This window comes from Micromonospora sp. NPDC007208, from assembly GCF_042869175.1.
Classification (GTDB): Bacteria; Actinomycetota; Actinomycetes; order Mycobacteriales; family Micromonosporaceae; genus Micromonospora; species Micromonospora foliorum.
This window is the reverse complement of the sequence record NZ_JBIAFG010000003.1, coordinates 421,878-441,625: the sequence shown is the minus strand read 5'-3', so window position 1 is coordinate 441,625 and position 19,748 is coordinate 421,878. Positions and strand designations below refer to the sequence as shown.

The 19,748-nt window shown below is 70.8% G+C and carries 15 protein-coding genes; 8 read left to right on the top strand and 7 right to left on the bottom strand.

Annotation, left to right across the window (positions count from 1 at the left end; all coding sequences use genetic code 11):
• Positions 1-188: 188 nt before the first annotated feature.
• Positions 189-1,790, bottom strand: a complete 1,602-nt coding sequence (locus ACFYL6_RS08425) for an ABC transporter substrate-binding protein (RefSeq protein ID WP_387169212.1) — start codon at positions 1,788-1,790, stop codon at positions 189-191.
• A 475-nt stretch (positions 1,791-2,265) separates the two neighbouring features.
• On the opposite strand from ACFYL6_RS08425, the gene ACFYL6_RS08420 reads away from it, so the two are divergent.
• Both ACFYL6_RS08420 and ACFYL6_RS08415 read left to right on the top strand, forming a co-directional pair.
• The gene (locus ACFYL6_RS08420) at positions 2,266-3,126 is read left to right on the top strand and encodes a bifunctional methylenetetrahydrofolate dehydrogenase/methenyltetrahydrofolate cyclohydrolase (RefSeq protein WP_238658633.1); all 861 of its coding nucleotides are present in this window, start codon (positions 2,266-2,268) and stop codon (positions 3,124-3,126) included.
• A gap of 139 nt (positions 3,127-3,265) precedes the next feature.
• The gene (locus tag ACFYL6_RS08415; RefSeq protein ID WP_112583765.1) at positions 3,266-4,216 is read left to right on the top strand and encodes a malate dehydrogenase; all 951 of its coding nucleotides are present in this window, start codon (positions 3,266-3,268) and stop codon (positions 4,214-4,216) included.
• A 639-nt stretch (positions 4,217-4,855) separates the two neighbouring features.
• Here ACFYL6_RS08415 and ACFYL6_RS08410 read toward each other — a convergent pair.
• The gene (locus tag ACFYL6_RS08410; protein WP_387169209.1) at positions 4,856-5,539 is read right to left on the bottom strand and encodes an MBL fold metallo-hydrolase; all 684 of its coding nucleotides are present in this window, start codon (positions 5,537-5,539) and stop codon (positions 4,856-4,858) included.
• 137 nt (positions 5,540-5,676) lie between these two features.
• Here ACFYL6_RS08410 and ACFYL6_RS08405 point away from each other — a divergent pair, with 137 nt between their 5' ends.
• On the top strand, positions 5,677-6,894 hold the full coding sequence (locus ACFYL6_RS08405) for an NADP-dependent isocitrate dehydrogenase (protein WP_355428202.1): 1,218 nt from the start codon (positions 5,677-5,679) through the stop codon (positions 6,892-6,894).
• A 409-nt stretch (positions 6,895-7,303) separates the two neighbouring features.
• Here ACFYL6_RS08405 and galT read toward each other — a convergent pair whose 3' ends face one another.
• The 4 genes from galT to ACFYL6_RS08385 all read right to left on the bottom strand — a co-directional run bounded on the left by galT (position 7,304) and on the right by ACFYL6_RS08385 (position 12,444).
• Positions 7,304-8,380 (bottom strand): galactose-1-phosphate uridylyltransferase, encoded by a 1,077-nt coding sequence (gene galT, locus ACFYL6_RS08400; protein WP_387169206.1) that lies wholly within the window; start codon positions 8,378-8,380, stop codon positions 7,304-7,306.
• Positions 8,377-9,201 carry a DeoR/GlpR family DNA-binding transcription regulator gene (locus tag ACFYL6_RS08395; RefSeq protein ID WP_387169203.1) on the bottom strand — a complete coding sequence of 275 codons (825 nt, stop codon included), beginning with the start codon at positions 9,199-9,201 and terminating at the stop codon, positions 8,377-8,379. Before ACFYL6_RS08395 ends, galT begins: the two co-directional genes overlap by 4 nt.
• A gap of 110 nt (positions 9,202-9,311) precedes the next feature.
• Positions 9,312-10,841, bottom strand: coding sequence for an adenylyl-sulfate kinase (gene cysC, locus ACFYL6_RS08390; protein WP_387169200.1), 1,530 nt, complete (start codon positions 10,839-10,841; stop codon positions 9,312-9,314).
• A gap of 88 nt (positions 10,842-10,929) precedes the next feature.
• Positions 10,930-12,444, bottom strand: a complete 1,515-nt coding sequence (locus ACFYL6_RS08385; protein ID WP_387169197.1) for a glycosyltransferase family 2 protein — start codon at positions 12,442-12,444, stop codon at positions 10,930-10,932.
• 236 nt (positions 12,445-12,680) lie between these two features.
• On the opposite strand from ACFYL6_RS08385, the gene ACFYL6_RS08380 reads away from it, so the two are divergent.
• From ACFYL6_RS08380 to ACFYL6_RS08360, 5 genes are all read left to right on the top strand, one after another.
• Positions 12,681-13,595, top strand: coding sequence for an ABC transporter ATP-binding protein (locus tag ACFYL6_RS08380; protein WP_091406315.1), 915 nt, complete (start codon positions 12,681-12,683; stop codon positions 13,593-13,595).
• Complete coding sequence (locus tag ACFYL6_RS08375) at positions 13,588-14,493, top strand: ABC transporter permease (RefSeq protein ID WP_238662751.1); 906 nt, start codon at positions 13,588-13,590, stop codon at positions 14,491-14,493. The genes ACFYL6_RS08380 and ACFYL6_RS08375 overlap by 8 nt, the downstream gene beginning before the upstream one ends.
• A complete protein-coding gene (locus ACFYL6_RS08370; protein WP_091406310.1) occupies positions 14,493-15,404 on the top strand; it encodes an ABC transporter ATP-binding protein in 912 nt (303 codons plus the stop codon). The genes ACFYL6_RS08375 and ACFYL6_RS08370 overlap by 1 nt, the downstream gene beginning before the upstream one ends.
• Before the next feature lies 1 nt (position 15,405).
• Positions 15,406-16,116 carry an ABC transporter permease gene (locus tag ACFYL6_RS08365; protein ID WP_387169193.1) on the top strand — a complete coding sequence of 237 codons (711 nt, stop codon included), beginning with the start codon at positions 15,406-15,408 and terminating at the stop codon, positions 16,114-16,116.
• Positions 16,117-16,374: 258 nt separating this feature from the next.
• Positions 16,375-17,019 (top strand): hypothetical protein, encoded by a 645-nt coding sequence (locus ACFYL6_RS08360; RefSeq protein ID WP_238662754.1) that lies wholly within the window; start codon positions 16,375-16,377, stop codon positions 17,017-17,019.
• Positions 17,020-17,064: 45 nt separating this feature from the next.
• Here ACFYL6_RS08360 and valS read toward each other — a convergent pair whose 3' ends face one another.
• The gene (valS, locus tag ACFYL6_RS08355; RefSeq protein WP_387169189.1) at positions 17,065-19,683 is read right to left on the bottom strand and encodes a valine--tRNA ligase; all 2,619 of its coding nucleotides are present in this window, start codon (positions 19,681-19,683) and stop codon (positions 17,065-17,067) included.
• Positions 19,684-19,748 lie beyond the last annotated feature (65 nt).

Genomic DNA, 19,748 nt, shown 5'->3' with positions numbered 1-19,748 from the left:
TCTCCGGAAATGTGCGAAAGGGTCGCAGGACGGCATCTCTGGTCGTACCCGAAATATCTGATACATGCCGTCCGGCCCGGGGGAGAGCCGGCACCACCGACGCCGGGTCCGCTGCTGCGGCCCGGCCCCGGTGGTGCGGTCCGGGCCACCCGGGCTTCGTCGCCCGGGTGGCCCGCACCGTGGTCAGCTCAGCTGGCTGCTTCGATCTTGACGAGGTTGACCCGCTGGAACAGGTCCATCTCCACGTTCTTGACCTTGGACGAGTGGCCGAACACGTTCTCGCCGAAGCGGAGCGGGATCACCGGCATGTCCTTGGCCAGGATGTCCTCCGCCTGCTGGTACTTGGCGATCGCCTCGTCCTGCGTCTTGGCGGCGGAACCCTCCTTGACCAGCTTGTCGAACTCCGGGTTGCTGTAGCCGTAGTAGTTCGACGAGCCGTTCGTGCTGTACAGCGGGCCGAGGTAGTCCTCCATGGTCGGGTAGTCCATGACCCAACCCATCCGGAACGCACCCACCGGCGTCTTCTTCTCGACCTTGGTCAGCAGGTCGGCGAACTTCGGCTCGGCCGAGCCGACCGCGTCCACGCCCAGGTTGGCCTTGAGCTGGTTGACGGTGGCGTCGACCCAGTCCTTGTGCCCGCCGTCGCCGTTGTACGAGATGACGATCTTCGACGGGCCGCCGGCGGCCTGGTAGAGCTTCTTGGCCTCGGTCGGGTTGAACTCGCCCCCCTTGCCAGCGGTGTTCTCCCGGTAGCCCGGCAGGACCGGCGAGACGAAGGAGCGTGCCGGCGTCTGCGAGCCCTTGAAGACCGACTTGGTGATCTCGTCACGGTCGATCGCCATCGAGATGGCCTTGCGCACGTCCGGGCTGCTGTAGTCCTTGTCGAACGTCGGGAACGCCAGGAACTGGAACGACGACATCGGGCTGGTCTTGTACCGGTCACCCAGGTCGGTCGGCGCGGTGCTCAGGCTCTCGGTAGGGATCGTGGGCAGCACGTCCAGGTTGTCCGCCAGGACGTCCGCGTAGGCCGCGGTGAGTTGCTGGTAGATCCGGAACTCGATGTTCTTGACCTTGGGCTTCTCGCCCGGGTACGCGTCGTAGCGCTCGACGTCGATCTTGCTGTCGTGCTGCCAGGCGCCCTTCATCTTGAAGGGGCCCTGCCCGATCGGCGCCTGCTCGTAGGAGTCCTTGAGCACGCCCGGAGCCGAGAACGCGGCGTCCGGCATCGGGTAGAACGCGTTGTAGCCCAGGGTCGTCTTGAAGTCGATGTACGGCTCGGAGAGCGTCGCGGTGAAGGTGAGGTCGTCGACCTTCTTCAGACCGGACATCTCCTTGGCCTTCGGCGCCTTGCCCTGCAGGTCGGCGTAACCAGCGATCTTCTCGAAGAAGAAGTTGCTGTCCTGGCCGTTCGGGGCGTACGCGCCGTAGTTCCACGCGTTGATGTAGTCCTCGGACGTGACCTTCTCACCGTTGTGGAAGGTGAAGCCGTCCTTGAGCTTGATCGTCCAGACCTTGTTGTCGGTCGAGGTGATCGACTGCGCGGCGACCTCGTACGGCTTGTTCTGGGCGTCGTAGTCGACGAGCGGGCTGAACAGGCCGGCGAGCACCTGCGACCCGGACGTCTCGGTGGTGTTGGTGGGAACCAGGTGCTTCGGCTCGGCGATCTGGATGCTGACCGCCGAACTGTCGCTGCCACCGGATCCACCGTCTCCGCCGCTGCCGCAGGCCGCGAGGCCCAGCGTCACCGCGAGCGGGAGGGCGGTCCAGGCGGCGAGTCTACGAACTCGCATTGAGCCTCCTCATCTCCTCACGCTGCGCAGTCAGGCCCGACGCTGGGTTACGCTGCGCAACAAGCGGTAACGGTAGGTCGGTGGCGGGCCTTCGACAACGACGCGGTTGCGGGTGGGTAACGGTCCGGGGTTGCCTCCCTTGTCGGCGGCGAGCGAGTCTGCTAGACGAAACCGCTTCTAGCGGCGACAACCTGCGGAAATCCGGAGGGTTGACGGGTTCGTTGGGCCTGCCTGGGTCGGGGCAACAGCTTCTGGGGTGAAGGTCAGGCCTTCGTCGGCGGACTGCCGACCTGTCTGGTTCGATCGTGATCGAATCCACAGATTGTGACCGCGAGTGACTAGGAACACGTCACACACGGTCATCTCGACGGGAGCCCGCCCAACCTGACCCGATCGCCGGCACCTCGCCGTGCGGTGGACGACCCGAGGCCGAGGTCGTCGGAACCGCGGGTGTCGGCCGTGAGACGATCTGGTCGTGACGGCGACGCTTCTGGACGGCAAGGCAACCGCAGCGGAGATCAAGGACGAGCTGCGCATACGGGTCAAGGCACTCGCGGAACGCGGCATCATCCCCGGGCTCGGCACGGTCCTGGTCGGTGCGGACCCGGGCAGCCAGGCGTACGTCAACGGAAAGCACCGCGACTGCGCCGAGGTGGGCATCGCCTCGATCCGTCGCGAACTGCCGGCCGACGCCACCCAGCAGCAGGTCGACGACGTGCTGGCCGAGCTGAACGCCGACCCGGCGTGCCACGGCTACATCGTCCAACTGCCGCTGCCGGCCCACCTCGACACCCAGCGGGTGCTCGAGTTGATCGACCCGGACAAGGACGCCGACGGCCTGCACCCGGTCAACCTGGGCCGCCTCGTGCTCGGCTACGACGGTCCGCTGCCGTGCACCCCGCGGGGCATCGTCGAGTTGCTCCGCCGGCACGACGTGGCGCTGCGCGGTGCCACCGTCGCGGTGGTCGGTCGCGGCAACACCGTGGGCCGACCGCTCGGCCTGCTGCTCACCAGACGCAGTGAGAACGCCACGGTCACCCTGTGCCACACCGGCACCCTGGACCTCGCCTCGCACACCCGCGCCGCCGACATCGTCATCGTCGCGGCCGGCGTACCGGGTCTGCTCACCGCCGACATGATCAACCCGGGCGCCGTGGTGGTGGACGTCGGCATCACGCGCGTGATCGGCGCGGACGGCAAGGGCCGCTACACCGGCGACGTGGCCCCGGAGGTCGCCGAGACGGCCGGCGCGCTGGTCCCCATGCCCGGCGGCGTGGGCCCGATGACCCGGGCCATGCTGCTCAGCAACGTCGTGGAGCGCGCCGAGCGCGGCTGACCCGCACGTCGGCAACGCCGAACCAGGACGGCGGTGACGTTCACCCCATCCCGGCGATGGCCGCCGCCCCTGGCCCGATCGGTGCCAGGATGACTGATACGGTCCGGAAAACCGACTGGTATCAGGGAGTGGGACGACCATGGGTAAGAAGGTCACTGTCGTCGGGGCTGGCTTCTACGGCTCCACCACCGCACAGCGCCTGGCCGAGTACGACGTCTTCGACACCGTAGTGATCACCGACATCGTGGAGGGCAAGCCCGCGGGCCTCGCGCTCGACCTCAACCAGTCCCGGGCCATCGAGGGCTTCGAGACCAAGGTCGTCGGCGTGACCACCGGCCCCAACGGTGAGGGCTACGAGAGCATCGAGGGCTCCGACGTCGTCGTGATCACCGCTGGTCTGCCGCGCAAGCCCGGCATGAGCCGGATGGACCTGCTGGAGACCAACGCCAAGATCGTCCGCCAGGTCGCCGAGAACGTCGCCAAGTACGCCCCAAACGCCGTCGTCATCGTGGTCTCCAACCCGCTGGACGAGATGACCGCGCTGGCCCAGCTCGCCACCCAGTTCCCGAAGAACCGGGTGCTCGGCCAGGCCGGCATGCTCGACACCGCCCGGTTCAGCAACTTCGTCGCCGAGGCGCTGAACGTGCCGGTGGCGTCGGTACGCACGCTGACCCTGGGCTCGCACGGCGACACCATGGTCCCGGTGCCGTCGAAGAGCACCGTCAACGGCAAGCCGCTGCGCGACGCGATGCCGGCCGAGCAGATCGAGGAACTGGTCGTCAAGACCCGCAACGGTGGCGCCGAGGTGGTCGCGCTGCTCAAGACCGGTTCGGCCTACTACGCCCCGTCCGCCGCCGCGGCCCGCATGGCGAAGGCCGTCGCGGAGGACTCCGGCGAGGTCATGCCGGTCTGCGCCTGGGTCGACGGCGAGTACGGCATCTCCGGTGTCTACCTGGGTGTCGAGGCCGAGATCGGCGCCGAGGGCGTCAAGCGGGTCGTCGAGACCGACCTGGACGCCGACGAGCGCGCCAGCCTCCTGGAGGCCGCCGAGGCCGTCCGCGCCAAGCAGGGCGACATCTCCAGCATGTAGTTCCCCCGAACCAAAGCACCACCGAGGGGCGCGCCGGCAAAGCCAGCGCGCCCCTCACTGCGCGCGCCCCCGGCCCCACCCGGCCTGGCCCGGTCCCGCCCGGCTCCGCCCCCGCCCGCCCCCGCCCGGCCCCGCCCGGCCCCGCCCGGTCCCCGCCCGGGCCCGCCCTGCCCCGCCCGGCCCGGTTGATCAAGAGGTTTGCGTCAGGAGTCGCTGCTGTGGTGACGCAAACCTTTTGATCAACCAGGAGGGGTGGGCGGCGGCGGGCGGGGCCGGGTGGGGGTGGGCAGCGTGGGACGGGGACGGGGTGGGGCCGGGCCGGGTGGGGCGGCGGTTGGGATGCGCGCAACTTCGGGGATGTTGCTGCCTCGGGGGCTTGGGAGGCAGCACTTTCGCTGATGTTGCGCGGATTTCTGGTCGAGATCGTGCTTGATCCTGGTTGTAGTGGTCTCCGGGGGGCTTGGGTTGCCCCTGTATCCGGGATCGAGGGGGATCTTGGTTGGCTCGGTGGGTGATCTACGGGGACGGGTGGGGGGTGAAGGGGGCGGACAGGTGGGGGGTGGCCAGGACAGTGGGGGAGTGGGTGTGGAGGGCGGCCAGCCGGGAGGTGCGGGCGAGTTCCGGGTCCTCCTCGTGGGCCTACGCCAGGTCGGGGTCGACGAGCTGCACCATGTGCACCAGCAGGTCGCCGGTGAGCAGCATCCGTTCGTCGGCCGAGGTCAGGAGCACCGACTGGTGACCGGGGGTGTGGCCGGGGGTGGGCAGCAGACGTACCGCCTGGGTGAGGGCGGTCTCGCCGTCGACCACCCGGAGCTGGCCGGCGGCGCGCAAGGGCGCGATCAGGCCGGCCGGCAGCCCGGGGTTGAGCGTCTCCGCCGCGTCGAGTTCGGCGCGTTGCAGGAGGTAGCTCGCGTTCGGGAAGTACGGCCGCCCCGGCGTGCCGGTGACAGCCCAGCCGATGTGGTCGCTGTGCAGGTGGGTCAGGACGACGGTGTCGACGTCGGCCGGGTCGATGCCCGCGGCGGCCAGCTCGGCGGGCATCCGGCCGGGCACGGGTGCCCAGCTCGCGGCGGGTGCGTCGGTCGGGCCGATGCCGGCGTCGACAAGGGTGACCGGCCCGTCGCCGGCGCGGATCGCGAAGCTGCGGAACGGCAGCCACCACTGCCCGTCGACGGTCACCGAGTCGGGGTCGCGCCGGTCGGCCTCCGCCCAGTGCGCTGCCGTGGCCTGCGGAAACGCCTCCGCGCGGGGCTGGAAGAAGGCACCCTCACCGTCGGTGAGTGCGGTGACCGTGATAGACCCGAGGGTGCGGTTCAGTGGCATCGGGCGATGATTCCAGGGCATTCCTGTTCCGCGCAGCCCGGTTCCGCCGGCCGGTCGAGGCCGGCTGGGGGCTGCCGGCCCAATTGCAGTACGCTCGTACTGCTTGAGCACGTGTCCCCCGAGAGGAGCGCCGGCCGATGGCGAAGATCAAGGTAAACAACCCGGTCGTAGAACTCGACGGCGACGAGATGACCCGGATCATCTGGAAGCAGATCCGGGAGCAGCTGATCCTGCCCTACCTCGACGTCGACCTGCACTACTACGACCTGTCGATCCAGCACCGCGACGAGACCGACGACCAGGTCACGATCGACGCCGCCAACGCCATCAAGGAGCACGGCGTCGGCGTCAAGTGCGCGACCATCACCCCGGACGAGGCCCGGGTCGAGGAGTTCGGCCTGAAGAAGATGTGGCGGTCGCCCAACGGCACCATCCGCAACATCCTCGGCGGCGTCGTCTTCCGTGAGCCGATCATCATGTCCAACGTGCCGCGGCTGGTCCCCGGCTGGACCAAGCCGATCATCATCGGCCGGCACGCCCACGGTGACCAGTACAAGGCCACCGACTTCGTCGTCCCCGGCCCGGGCACGGTGACCATCACCTACACCCCGGCCGACGGCGGCGCGCCGATGGAGATGGAGGTCGCCAACTTCCCCGGCGGCGGCATCGCCATGGGCATGTACAACTACGACGAGTCGATCCGGGACTTCGCCCGGGCGTCGTTCCGGTACGGGCTGGACCGCAACTACCCGGTCTACCTGTCCACCAAGAACACCATCCTCAAGGCCTACGACGGCCGGTTCAAGGACATCTTCGCCGAGGTGTTCGAGACCGAGTTCAAGGCCGAGTTCGACGCCGCCGGCATCACCTACGAGCACCGGCTCATCGACGACATGGTCGCCGCCGCGCTCAAGTGGGAGGGCGGCTACGTCTGGGCCTGCAAGAACTACGACGGTGACGTGCAGTCCGACACCGTCGCGCAGGGCTTCGGCTCGCTGGGCCTGATGACCTCCGTCCTGCTCTCCCCGGACGGCCGGACCGTCGAGGCCGAGGCCGCGCACGGCACGGTCACCCGGCACTACCGGCAGTACCAGAAGGGCGAGAAGACCTCGACCAACCCGATCGCGTCGATCTACGCCTGGACCCGGGGCCTGGCCCACCGGGGCAAGCTGGACGGCACCCCGGCGGTCACCGAGTTCGCCAACACCCTGGAGCAGGTCATCGTCGACACCGTCGAGGGTGGCCAGATGACCAAGGACCTCGCGCTGCTCATCTCGCGCGACGCCCCGTGGCTGACCACCGACGAGTTCATGAACGCGCTCGACGAGAACCTGGCCCGCAAGATCGCCGCCTGATCCAGGCGTACCGCGTCATCGGAGCCCGCCGGCACTCCTGCCGGCGGGCTTCGGCGTGTCCGGCGTCGCCGCGCCGGTCGGCGTCACTACGGCCGGCGCGCCTCGTTGACCAGGATGGACGAGATGCCAGTCGCGTCCAAGGAAGGTTGACCACGGTCGACCCGCGGCACCCGTGCGCCGATCAGCCAGCCTTCCCGGCTGTGCCGTGCACAGCCAGCCGTCCCTTCCCTGCGGGGGGCCCTGTCCCGGGCCCCCCGCGCCCTGTTTCCCGCCAAGCTCATGCCGCGCCGCGCTCAGGACCGGGCACAGAGCTGCGCCGAGCTCAGGCACCGCGCACAGCGGGGCCGCGCCAAGCTCAGGCACCGCGCGGCGGGACGCCGCGCTTAGGCGCCGCGCACAGCGGGGCCGCTCAGGCGGCGCGCAGCAGGTCGGCGGCGCGTTCCGGGGCGATGTCGTTGATGAAGACGCCCATCCCGGACTCGGAGCCCGCCAGGTACTTCAGCTTGTCCTTGGCCCGCCGGATGCTGAACAACTGGAGGTGCAGGTGGCCGAGCTCGCGGTCGACCCGCACGGGCGCCTGGTGCCAGGCCGAGATGTACGGCATCGGCATGTCGAACAGGCCGTCGAAGCGGCGCAGCAGATCCAGGTAGAGCGGCCCGAAGGCGTCCCGCTCGCTGTCGCTCAGCGCCGGGATGTCCGGCACCACGCGGTGCGGCGCGATGTGCACCTCGAACGGCCAGCGCGCGGCCGCCGGGACGAACGCCGTCCAGTGTTCGTTCTCGGTGACCACCCGGTCGCCGGTGGCGCGCTCGGCGGCCAGCACGTCCGCGTACAGGTTGCCCCCGCCGGTCCGCTCGGCGTGCCGGCGCGCCGCGGCCAGCAGCGCGCGGGTGCGCGGCGTCACGAAGGGGTACGCGTAGATCTGCCCGTGCGGGTGGTGCAGCGTGACACCGATCTCGACGCCCCGGTTCTCGAAACAGAAGACCTGTTCGACACCGGGTAGTTCGCCGAGTACCTGGGTGCGGTCGGCGAGCGCGTCCAGGACGGTGCGGACCCGGCGTGGAGGCAGGCTGGCGAAGGAGGCGTTGTGGTCGGACGTGAAGCAGACCACCTCGCACCTGCCGAGGCCCGGCCGGACCGGCGTGAACGGGGTGATCTCCCCGGGCTCCTCGGCGACCCGGCCGCTCAGCGACGGGAACCGGTTCTCGAAGACCACGACGTCGTAGTCGGGGGCGGGGATCTCGGTCAGCCGGTCGCCCGCCGACGGGTCGAGGGGGCACTCGTTCGCCGGTGGGAGGAAGGTGCGGGCTTGCCGGTGTACGGCGACCGCCACCCACTCGTCGGTCAACGGGTCGTACCGCAGCTGCGACGCGGGGGGAGGCGGGGGCAGGTCCCGGCGGTCCGGCTGGTCGCGGACCGCGTCGTCGCGCTCGTCGAAGTAGATCAGCTCCCGGCCGTCGGCCAGGTCGATCGCGGTGCGCTTCACGGCGCCGTCCCCTCAGTTGTCGGCGTGCGCGTCACGCGGCCCGCCCCTGTCGCCTTCACCATGATCAGTTCGCCCACCTGTTCGCCGAGTACCCGTCGCGCGGGTGGAGGCAACCGGTCGTCGCTGACCAGTACGTGGGCCGCCGCCAACTCGACGATCGAGGAGATGCCCACCGTGCCCCACTTGGTGTGGTCGGCGAGCACCACCAGCTGGTCGGCCGCGGCCACGAGCGCCCGGTCGGTCTCCGCCTCCATCAGGTTCGGAGTGGTGAAGCCGGCCCGCTCGGTGATGCCGTGGACGCCCAGGAAGAGCAGGTCCAGGTGCAGTGACCGGACGGCCCCGACCGCGAGTGGTCCGACCAGCGCGTCCGACGGTGTGCGTACGCCGCCGGTGAGCACCACCGTCTGGTCCGGGCGGCCGCCGGCGTGCATGATCTCGGCCACCGGCAGCGAGTTGGTCACGACGGTCAGCCCGGGCACGTCCACCAGCCGGCGGGCCAGCTCGGCCGTGGTGGTGCCGGCGGAGAGCGCGACCGCCGCTCCGGGCCGGACCAGTTGGGCCGCCCGGTCGGCGATGGCGGCCTTCTCCGGCAGTTGGCGGACCGACTTGGCGTGGAAGCCCGGCTCGTCGGTCGAGCTCGGCCCGGTGGTGGTGGCACCGCCGTGCACCTTGGCCAGCAGGCCGCGCTCGTGCAGCGCGTCCAGGTCACGCCGGATGGTCATGTCGGACACGCCGAACTCGGCTGCCAACTCGCTGACCCGGACGCCGCCGGTGGAGCGGACCCACTCCAGGATGGCCGCCTGCCGCTGCTGAGCGAGCATCAGCCGTGCCTCCCCGGACGTCCACGACCTCACGCGGTCAAACGTGTTCCAACAAAGATGAACACTAGCGCGTAGCGGTCAGCGGTGAAAGGAACGGGTACGGCGACGACTCAGGCGGTGGCGATCTTCAACTCCACCCAGCCGGTCTCGGTCAGGTGGTGCAGCACCGTCTGCACCGCGTCCGGCACGCTCAGGTCGGTGGTGTCGAGCACCAGATCGGCGTCGGTCGGCTCCTCGTACGGGTCGTCGATGCCGGTCATCCCGGTGAGCAGGCCGGCCCGCGCCCGCGCGTACAGGCCCTTGCGGTCCCGCCGCTCGCACACCTCCAGCGGGGTGGCCACGTGCACCAGCACGAAACCCGCCCCGGCGGCGAGGGCCATCTCCCGGGCGGTGGCGCGGGCCGCCGCGTACGGGGCGATCGGGCAGCAGATGCCCACCCCACGGTGCCGGGCGATCTCGGCGGCCACCCAGCCGATCCGCCGGACGTTGAGATCCCGGTCGGCCTTGCTGAAGCCCAGCCCGGCGGAGAGTTCCCGGCGCACCACGTCCCCGTCGAGCAGGGTCACCGTGCGATCGCCGTTCTCCCGCAATGCGTCCGCCAGCCCCCGGGCGATTGTCGACTTGCCGGAACCGGAGAGGCCGGTCAGGAAGACCACCAGCCCTCGTTGCCGACGCGGCGGCCGGGCCCGGGCCAACTCCCGCGCCACGGCGGGCGGGGTGTGCCACTCCGGTAGCGGGAAGCCCCGGTCGAGCAGGTCGTCGATCTCCGGCTGGGTCAGCGCGAGCCGGCGGTTGCGCGGTGGGATGTCCTCCCGCCAACGCCACTGCCCATCGCGGTTGTCGTAGGCGAGTTCGCGCGGCACCAGCACCCGTAGCCCGGCACCGGAGAGCATCTCCCCGGTGGAGAGCAGGTGGGTGACCCCGTACGCGGCGGAGACCCGGGCGCGCAGCAACGCGTCACTGATCTCCTCGCGTCGGTGCGACAGCGGCACCGCGACCAGGGTGGCGGGCGGCATCCGGTCCCGGGCGGCGAAGATCGCACGGACCAGCGCCTCCGGCGGAAGCCCGTCGGCGCCGCCCTCACCGACCGGGATCATCACGAGCAGATGAGCGGCCAGGGTGCGGGCGGCATGGGCGATCTGGGCGAGCTGCGGACGGTGCAACGGCCGATCGGCGATCACGCCGAGCACCCGGCCCGGTGGCAGCAGCGCGCGGACCTCCTCCGGGTTACGGCGCAGTCGCTGGAACGGACCGTGCCCACCGTCGCCCAGTCGCCGGACCTGACCGCCCACCCCCGCCACGCCGTCGCGCACCGGCCAGACGTCGGCCACGTCGAGGGCGGCCGCCGGGGCGCCCTCCCCGTCGGTCAACACGAGCGCCCGGCGGGCCGGGTCGCGCGGATCGAAGCTCTGCGCCAGCGCGGCCGGCACCTGGAGGACGACCGCGACCTGCCACGGTGTGCCGTCGGCCAGCCGGCCGCGTCGGCTGACCGAGACCAGGTCGGCGCGGGTCATGAAACCAGTCAGAGGGGCGTACGCGCCGGTCAGCAGCAGCTCCAGATCCGCGAGCTCACCGGGACGTGGCGTGTACGCCGGTGCGTCCCGTAGCACCTCGTCGGGCAGCACCCAGCCGTTGCTCATCCACACCCCCCACTCGCTGACCGGCACACAGTTTCGCAGCCGACCGCCGATCGGTCGAGGGCGCCACTCCACGACCCGCGCGGGCGGATCAGCGCTTGATCCGCCGGCCTACCGCCGACCGCACCCGGTTCCACACCTTCCGCTCGTCGCGGATCCGGGGTCGCGACCCGTCGGCCCGGCAGATGAACAGCAGCGGCAGTCGCGCGTCCTCGGTCCAGCCCACGTTGGTGATCCGGGCCTTGAGCATCCAGCTGCCCCGGGTCCGGCCTCCGTTGAGAGCACCGAAGTCGATCGTGGCGGTGCCTCGGTGCACCAGGTGGACGGTGTCCGCCGCCGTCGTACCGGTGATCCGCTCGGTCTCGAAGGTCGTCGGGATGAAGATCTCGTCGCCGGTCTCGCGGCGACGGGCGACCAGGTCCAGGCGGGCCTTGCGGACCTGCGCGGTGGAGTCGAGCACCTCGGGTGCGATCTCCTCCATCGGAAGGACCAGCACGTCGCGGCCGTCGTCGGAGCGGAAGCCGACCGGCTGGTTCGCGGAGCGCAGCTCGGCGGCGACGGTCACCGTGATGGCGTGGTCGACGTGCTGGAGTTCGTCGACCCTGCCGTGTGCCGCGATCCCCGCCTCCCAGCGGGCAAGGCGGCGCAGGTCGGCGAAACGACCGCGTTCCGTCAGGTACGCCACGGCCCGGAGCAGGGGCGGCAGCCCGCCGGCGACGCCCGGAGCGAACCGTTCCTGGATGATTCGCTGGCTCTCCAGCGCGACCTGCTCCGCCCAGTCCTCCGGGGCGTCCAGCAGCCGCTTACCGCGCAGTCGGCTGAGCATCTCGTTGCGCAGCCAGCGCCGGTGCAGTCGGTCGCGCAGCTGGCCCGGCTCGGTGTTGGCGTCGACGATGTCCAGCGCGTCGCGCACGGCCGCGTAGTAGCTCGACGGCTCCAGCAGGGCCGCGGTGACGTTGCGCGCGTCGCGGCGGAGGATGTGGTGGTAGCAGGTGTAGTCGGACAGCACCGAGGTGTGTCGGGACCGGAAGTAGGCCCGAACGACAAGCGAGTGGTCCTCCAGCCGACGCTTGCCGCCCTCCGGAAACCGCAGGTCGTGCTCGACGAGGAATGCGCGTCGGAACAGCTTGTGGCAGGTCAGGCTGTCGATCAGCGGCGAATTCGCCAGGGTGGCGTCTGGTCGGTTCTTCCGGAACAGCTCCCGGGGCACGAAGCGCCCGTACCCGGCCATCTTGCCGATCACGATGTCCGCGTCGTTCGCCTTCGCGTACGCGTAGAGCCGTTCGAGCGCCTCGTCGGCGAACCAGTCGTCGTCGTCGGCGAAGAAGACGTACTCGCCGCGGGCGTGGTCGACGCCGAGATTCCGCGGGCGCGACGGCCAGCCGGAGTTCTCGATGTGCAGCACCCTCATGTGGGCGTGCTGTTCGGCCAGCCGGTCCAGGCGCTCGGCGGTGTCGTCGGTCGAGCCGTCGTCGACGAAGATCGCTTCGAACTCGTCGGCGGGCAGTGACTGGCGCAGCAGTGAGGCGATGAGTTTTTCGATGTGCTGGCCGGAGTTGTACGCCGGCACCACGACGCTCACCTTGGGGACGCCCGCCTCGGCCATCAGGACCCCTTCCCGCGTCGGTCGATCACCAGGCGGGTCGATGCCTGGTGAACGGGAGGTGAATGGTGTCACCTTTGGTCTGTCTTTACCGAGGCGGGGTCGGGCCGAACGCGGGACCGGCGGAAACGTCGCCAGAGCCGCGCCGGGGACCTTAGGGGTCCGGCCGGGAAAGGATCAGGGGAGCGCCGGGGGCGTGCCGGTGTCCATGCTGGGCATCGACTCCCTACGCTGGGCGCGTGACACTGATCGCGACCCAGTCGCTCACCAAGACGTACGGAGGTCGGGTCACCGCGCTGGCCGACCTCACCGTCGCCGTCGAGCCCGGGATCATCGGCCTGGTGGGCGCGAACGGCGCCGGAAAATCCACGTTGATCAAGATTCTGCTCGGCCTGATCGCACCAACCAGTGGTCAGGTCTCGGTGCTCGGCATCGACCCGACCGCGGACCCGGCGGCCGTCCGTAACCGGGTCGGGTACATGCCGGAGCACGACTGCCTCCCACCGGACCTGTCCGCCGCCGAGCTGGTCACCCACCTCGGCCGGATGAGCGGCCTGCCCCGCACCGCGGCTCGTGAGCGGGCCTCGGAGGCGCTGCGGCACGTGGGGCTCTACGAGGAGCGCTACCGCCCGGTCGGTGGCTACTCGACCGGCATGAAGCAGCGCGTCAAGCTGGCCCAGGCGCTGGTGCACGACCCCGACCTGCTGCTGCTGGACGAGCCGACCAACGGCCTGGACCCGGCCGGTCGCGACGCCATGCTGGCCCTGGTACACCGGATCGGCACCGAGTTCGGCATCTCCGTGCTGGTCTGCTCGCACCTGCTCGGCGAGGTGGAGCGGATCTGCGACACGCTGATCGCCATCGACGGCGGCCGGTTGCTGCGCGCCGACAACATCTCCGCGATGACCTCGGCCACCGACGTGCTCGCCGTGGAGGTCAGCGAAGGCACCGAGGAGCTCGCCGCCCGACTCGCCGAGCTGAAGCTGCCGGTCGCCCGGGACGGGCGACTGCTGCTCGTGCCGCTGGCCGACGACGGCACCTACGACCTGATCCTCGGTGCGGTCGCCGAACTGGACCTGCCACTGCACCGACTGGACCAGCGCCGGCACCGGGTGGCCGAACTCTTCGCCACGAGGGAGCTCACTCATGCCTGAGTCGTCCACCACCGCCGTGCGCCCCACGCCGACAGGTGTCATCCACGACATCGGCTACCAGCGCTACCAGGGCCCACGGCTGGGCCGCCGCCAGGTCTTCGGCGCCCTCTACCTGCACGGTCTGCGCACCGCGTTCGGCTTCGGGCGCAGCGCCAAGGCCAAGATCTTCCCGTGGCTGGTGGTCGGCATCGTCTCCCTGGTCGCGGTGGCCCTGGCCGCGGTACGCAGCCAGATCGGCGAGCCGGTCGCCACGTACGCCCAGTTCGCCGACGCGATGAGCTGGCTTGTCATCTTCTTCGTCGCGGTCGTCGCACCGGAGCTGGTCTCCCGGGACCTGCGCAGCGGTGTGCTGCCGCTGTACTTCTCCCGGCCGCTGCCGCGCGCCGACTACGCGCTGGCCAAGCTGCTGGCGCTTGTCACCGCGCTCTGGCTGCTGCTCGGAGGCCCGCAGCTGTTGATGTTCCTGGGCGCCGCGTTCACCACCAAGCAGGGCATGCGCGGGGTGTGGAACGAGCTGCTCGACCTGCTGCCCGGGCTGCTCTACGCCGGGCTGTGGGCGGTGGTCTTCGCCTCGGTCGGCCTGCTGGTCGCGTCCCTGACCGGCAAGCGTGCCTTCGCCGCCGGTGGGGTGGTGGCGGTCTTCCTGATGACCACCCCGATCGTCGGGGTGCTGAGCATCCTGCCGTCGCGCGCCGCCAACGAGCTGGCCGGGCTCGCCTCGCCCTCCACGCTGGTGCAGGGGGTGGGCATCTGGTCGCTGGGTGACCTGCTGGTCGAGGGCGATCCGGGCGAGATGATGATCGGCGGGTTCGGCCCGGTCTACGCCCTGGCCGCGGTGCTGTTGGTCGCCGGCGCGACCGCCCTCCTGCTGGCCCGCTACCGGAAGGTCGCCTCCTGATGAGCACGCTGAGCCTGACCGGGGTGTCCCGGTGGTACGGCAACGTGGTCGCGGTCAACGACATCAGCATGGCCCTGGGGCCGGGCGTGACCGGGCTGCTCGGCCCGAACGGCGCCGGCAAGACCACGCTGCTGCACATGATGGCCGGGTTCCTCGCCCCGTCGCGCGGCACGGTCACCCTCGACGACGAGCCGACCTGGCGTAACCCCGACGTCTACCGGCGGCTGGGGCTGGTCAGTGAACGGGAGGCGGTGCAGGGTTTCCTCACCGCGTACGAGTTCGTGCTGGCCAGCGCGAAGCTGCACCGGCTGCCCGACCCGGCGGCGGCGGCCCGGCGGGCGATCGACCTGGTGGAGCTGGAGTCGGCGCAGGACCGCCGGATCGGCACGTACTCCAAGGGCATGCGTCAGCGGGCCCGGGTGGCCGCCGCGTTGGTGCACGACCCGCAGGTGCTGCTGCTCGACGAGCCGTTCAACGGCATGGACCCCCGCCAGCGGCTGCACATGATGCAGCTGCTGCACACCCTGGGTGACGCCGGTCGGACGATCCTGTTCAGCTCGCACATCCTGGAGGAGGTCGAGCAGGTCTCCGGGACGGTGCAGGTCATGGTGGCCGGCCGGTTGGCCGCCTCCGGCGACTTCCGGACCATTCGCCGGTTGATGACCAACCGCCCGCACGTCTTCGCGGTGCGCTCCACCGACGACCGGGCGTTGGCCGTCGCGCTGATCGCCGAGGCGTCGGTGAGTGGGGTCGAGTTGGACCCGACCGGCCTGACCGTGCGGGCCGGTGACTACGGCGCGTTCACCCGGGCGCTACCCCGGATCGCGCTGAACAAAGGCATCCGGGTGCGCCAGCTGGTGCCGTCCGACGAGTCCCTGGAGAGCGTCTTCTCCTACCTGGTGGAGGCCTGACATGTCGACAATCACCTGGATCACCGCACGCGGGCTGTTCGGCCGGCGTCGGTTCCTGCTGCTGCTTCCGCTGCCGTTGGTGCTGCTCGGGCTGGCCGTGCTCTGCCGGTCGCTGGGCGTGGACCCGGGCGAGTGGGGGCCGCCGGTGCTGGTCGGCCTCGGGCTGGCCGTGGTGCTGCCGGTGGTCGCGCTGATCGTCGGCACGGGCGTGTTGGGCGCCGAGATCGACGACGGCACTGTCGTGCACATCCTGACCAAGCCGCTGCCGCGCTGGCAGATCGTGCTGCCGAAGCTCGCGGTCGCCGCCGGGGTCAGCGCGGCCACCGTCGCGGTGCCGCTCTACGTCGCGGGCGTGCTCGCCGATTCGGTACGCCTCGGTCTGGCGCTCGCAGTCGCGGCGGCGCTCGGCGCGCTGGCGTACTCGGCGCTGTTCCTCGCGCTCAGCCTGGTCACCAGGCGGCCGGTGCTGCTCGGCCTGGTCTACGTGTTGATCTGGGAGGGGCTGCTGGGCAATTTCGTCAGCGGCACGAAGGTGCTCTCCATCCAGCAGTACGTGATCGCCCTCGCCGACCGGATCGCCCCCACCGGGCTGTTGGAGACGACCGTGTCGGTGCCGGTGGCGTCGGTGATGACCGCGCTGGTCAGTGTCGGCTTCACCGTGCTCGCCATCGACCGCCTGCGCTCGTTCAGCGTGGCTGGCGAGACGAGCTGACCGCGGTGCTAGGGCGTGTGTCAAAGCCCCTGGCCGGCCTGCGGCGGGCCCAGGCGACGACCGGCCGCGTTGGAGATCGGCCCGGATACCGGTGTTGTATCCGGGCCGATCTCCGCCTTGCCGGACCGCCGCCTGGACTCCGCCTCGGCTCGACCGAGGCTTTGACACACGCCCTGGGCGCTGTTCCGGCCAGCCCCCGCGCGGCGGTAGGGCTGGCCGGATGGACCGGTCGGGCCCCATCGGGCCAGGCTGAAGGGCGTGAGCGTCGAAGCGGAGCGGACGTCGTTGGCTGAGCCATACTCCCGGAGCAGCCGGCCGTGGCTGACCAGCCTGGCCGTCGCCGGGCTGGCCTGTGCCACGGTCGCCACGGCGGCCCAGGGCAGCGGCCAGTTCCACTGGTGGGCGGTGTTCATCCTGATCCCGGCCGCGTTGATCGCGGCCAGCGGAGGGCCGTTGCTGGCCCGCGGCGGTGGCCGGGCGTTCGCCGGGTACATGCTCGCCTGCGTCGGCACGATCGTCTTCGCGGTCGGCGCGCTACTGATGTTCGGTGTGATGGGGCGGGGCTGGCCGCTCCTGGTGGTGCTGCCCTGCCTGGCGGTCGCCGGCACCTACGGCTGGCGGGCGGCCCACCCGCTGGCCCGCGGCCTGCACCGGGCGGTGGCCCTGCTCGCGCTGACCGGGGCGCTGCTCGGCCTGACCCTGCAACTGATCCGGGTGGAGTTGATCCACCTGGAGACCGGTTGGTGGGGTGCGTTCCTGATGCTGGCCGGGGCCATCGTGCTGGGCAACGCGGGGGAGCTGACCCGGCACCGGATGCCGTACCGCCTCCAGGCGATCACCCTGCTGGTGGGGCCCGCCGTGGTCGCGTTCCTGCTCGGGCTGCGCTTCCTGCGCGGCTGGTGACCAGCCGGCCGCCGCCGCCCCGCTAGGGCGGCGGCGACCGGCGGTTCAGAAGGCGCAGGCGATGACCAACTCCGGGGTACGGTCCGGAAGCAGGTCGAGTTTGCCGATCCGACCCGCCGCCCGAAGGTCGTCGGCGACAAGCGTGAGCTGCTCCAGCAGCGCCGCCGGGCCGAGCGCCTCCGCCAACGGCACCTCCGCCTTCATCGACAGCTTCCGCTCCGACTTGGCCCGTCGCACCTGACTCAACGCGTCACCGGCGAGCCGCAGCAGCGCCGGCTCACCCGACCCCTCGATCGTCCGGGCCACCTCGTAGGTGGTCGGCCACGGCGCCCGGTGCACCGAGCCGTACCGCCACCACGACCAGACCTCCTCGGTCACGTACGGCAGCACCGGGGCGAACAACCGCAGCTGCACCGAGAGCGCCGAGGCGAGCGCCGCCCGTGCGGAGTCGGCCGCCGCGCCGGTGCCGTAGGCGCGCTCCTTGACCAGCTCGATGTAGTCGTCGCAGAACCGCCAGAAGAACGCCTCGGTCACCTGCAACGCAGCCGTGTGGTCGTACGAGTCGAAGGCGGTGCTCGCGGCGGTGACCACGGTGGCCAGTTCGGCGAGCATGGCCCGGTCCAGTGGGGTGGTGGCCGACGACTCCAGGTCGCGGCGTGGCGTCAGACGCGCCGAGCTGGAGTTGTCGTACGGGGCACGCAACGCGTCCGCCGCGCCCAGCCCGAGCGCGAACTTGGAGGCGTTGAGCAGTTTGGTGGCCAGCCGCCGGCCGACCTTGATCTGCGCCGGGTCGAAGGCCAGGTCCATGCCGGGTTTGCCGCTGGCCGCCCAGTAGCGCACCGCGTCCGAGCCGTGCTGCTCCAACAGGGCCAGCGGGGTGACCACGTTCCCCTTGGACTTGGCCATCTTCTTGTGGTCGGGGTCGAGGATCCAGCCGGAGAGCACGGTGTCCCGCCAGGGCAGCACCCCGTGCTCGAAGTGCGAGCGGACCACGGTGTCGAAGAGCCAGGTCCGGATGATCTCCTGCCCCTGCGGTCGGAGGTCCATCGGGAACACCCGGGCGAACAGGTCCGGGTCGGTCTCCCAGCCACCGACGATCTGCGGGGTCAGCGAGGACGTGGCCCAGGTGTCGAGCACGTCCGGGTCGCCGACGAAGCCGCCCGGCCGGCCGCGCTGCGACTCGTCGTAACCGGGTGCCGGATCGCTGGATGGATCGACCGGCAGCGCGGACTCGTCCGGCGTGAGAGGGTGGGACCAGTCCGGCTCGCCAGTGTCGTCGAGCCGGTACCACACCGGCACCGGCACCCCGAAGAAGCGTTGGCGGCTGACCAGCCAGTCCCCGTTCAGGCCGCCCACCCAGTTGTCGTAGCGGTGTTTCATGTGCGCCGGCACCCAGTGCAACTGCTCGCCCCGGGCCAGCAGCGTGGCGCGCAGCGCCTCGTCCCGGCCGCCGTTGCGCAGATACCACTGTCGAGTCGAGACGATCTCCAGTGGCCGGTCGCCGCGTTCGTAGAACTTCACCGGGTGGGTGATCGGGCGCGGCTCGCCGATCAGGTCACCGGCGTCGGCCAACATCCCGACGATCTCCCGGCGGGCGCCGTTGACGGTCTGCCCGGCCAGCGCCGCGTACGGCTGTGCCGGCACCCCGTGCGGCGGCTCGGGGAGCAGCCGGCCGTCCCGGCCGATCACCACCCGGGTGTCCAACCCCAGCTCACGCCACCAGGTCACGTCGGTCAGGTCACCGAACGTGCAGACCATCGCGACACCTGTGCCCTTGCCGGGCTCGGCGAGCGGATGGGCGTACACCGGCACCTCGACGTCGAACAGCGGGCTACGCACCGTGCCGCCCACCAGGTCGGCGTACCGCTCGTCGTCGGGGTGACAGACCAGCGCCACACAGGCCGGCAACAGCTCGGGCCGGGTGGTGTCGATGAGCACCTCCCGCCCGTCGGCCGCGGCGAACCGCAGCCGGTGGTAGGCACCGGGGCGCTCCCGGTCCTCCAACTCCGCCTGGGCGACCGCGGTGGCGAAGCCGACGTCCCAGAGCGTCGGCGCCTCCGACTGGTACGCCTCGCCGCGGCGAAGGTTGCGGACGAACGCCCGTTGGCTGGTGGTCCGGGCCATCCGGCCGATCGTCGTGTACGTCAGGGACCAGTCCACCGAGAGCCCGAGCCGCCGCCACAGCGCCTCGAAGGCCTGCTCGTCGGTGACCGTCAACCGTTCGCACAGCTCGATGAAGTTGCGTCGGGAGATCGGGGTGGGGTCGCGGCGGGCCGCGTCGTCGACCGGAGCCGCCGGTGGTCGCCACACCGGGTCGTACGGCAGCGACGGATCGCAGCGCACCCCGTACACGTTCTGCGCCCGACGTTCGGTGGGCAGGCCGTTGTCGTCCCAGCCCATTGGGTAGAAGACGGCCTTGCCGCGCATCCGCTGGTACCGCGCGACGGTGTCGGTGTGCGTGTACGAAAAGACGTGCCCCATGTGCAACTCGCCCGATACGGTCGGCGGCGGGGTGTCGATGGCGTACACGTCCTTGCGCTCCTTCGAGCGGTCGAACGCGTACGTGCCTTCCTCCTGCCAGCGGCGTGCCCAGCTCTCCTCGAGCCCGTCCAGGGTCGGACGCTCGGGAACGCCGGCGCGGGCCGTCCTCGCCGTATCGGTCATCCTGCGATCGTAGGCACCTGCCGGGTGCGGGGCGACGTAGTTGCGGCCGAACACACCGGCCGACG

What these genes read in the sequence shown, in the direction of transcription:
- ACFYL6_RS08425 (WP_387169212.1), bottom strand. Translation starts at nt 1,790, where the DNA reads ATGCGAGTTCGTAGACTCGCCGCCTGGACCGCCCTCCCGCTCGCGGTG.
- ACFYL6_RS08415 (WP_112583765.1), top strand. Translation starts at nt 3,266, where the DNA reads ATGGGTAAGAAGGTCACTGTCGTCGGGGCTGGCTTCTACGGCTCCACC.
- ACFYL6_RS08410 (WP_387169209.1), bottom strand. Translation starts at nt 5,539, where the DNA reads ATGCCACTGAACCGCACCCTCGGGTCTATCACGGTCACCGCACTCACC.
- ACFYL6_RS08405 (WP_355428202.1), top strand. Translation starts at nt 5,677, where the DNA reads ATGGCGAAGATCAAGGTAAACAACCCGGTCGTAGAACTCGACGGCGAC.
- ACFYL6_RS08395 (WP_387169203.1), bottom strand. Translation starts at nt 9,201, where the DNA reads ATGCTCGCTCAGCAGCGGCAGGCGGCCATCCTGGAGTGGGTCCGCTCC.
- cysC (WP_387169200.1), bottom strand. Translation starts at nt 10,841, where the DNA reads ATGAGCAACGGCTGGGTGCTGCCCGACGAGGTGCTACGGGACGCACCG.
- ACFYL6_RS08385 (WP_387169197.1), bottom strand. Translation starts at nt 12,444, where the DNA reads ATGGCCGAGGCGGGCGTCCCCAAGGTGAGCGTCGTGGTGCCGGCGTAC.
- ACFYL6_RS08375 (WP_238662751.1), top strand. Translation starts at nt 13,588, where the DNA reads ATGCCTGAGTCGTCCACCACCGCCGTGCGCCCCACGCCGACAGGTGTC.
- ACFYL6_RS08370 (WP_091406310.1), top strand. Translation starts at nt 14,493, where the DNA reads ATGAGCACGCTGAGCCTGACCGGGGTGTCCCGGTGGTACGGCAACGTG.
- ACFYL6_RS08365 (WP_387169193.1), top strand. Translation starts at nt 15,406, where the DNA reads ATGTCGACAATCACCTGGATCACCGCACGCGGGCTGTTCGGCCGGCGT.
- valS (WP_387169189.1), bottom strand. Translation starts at nt 19,683, where the DNA reads ATGACCGATACGGCGAGGACGGCCCGCGCCGGCGTTCCCGAGCGTCCG.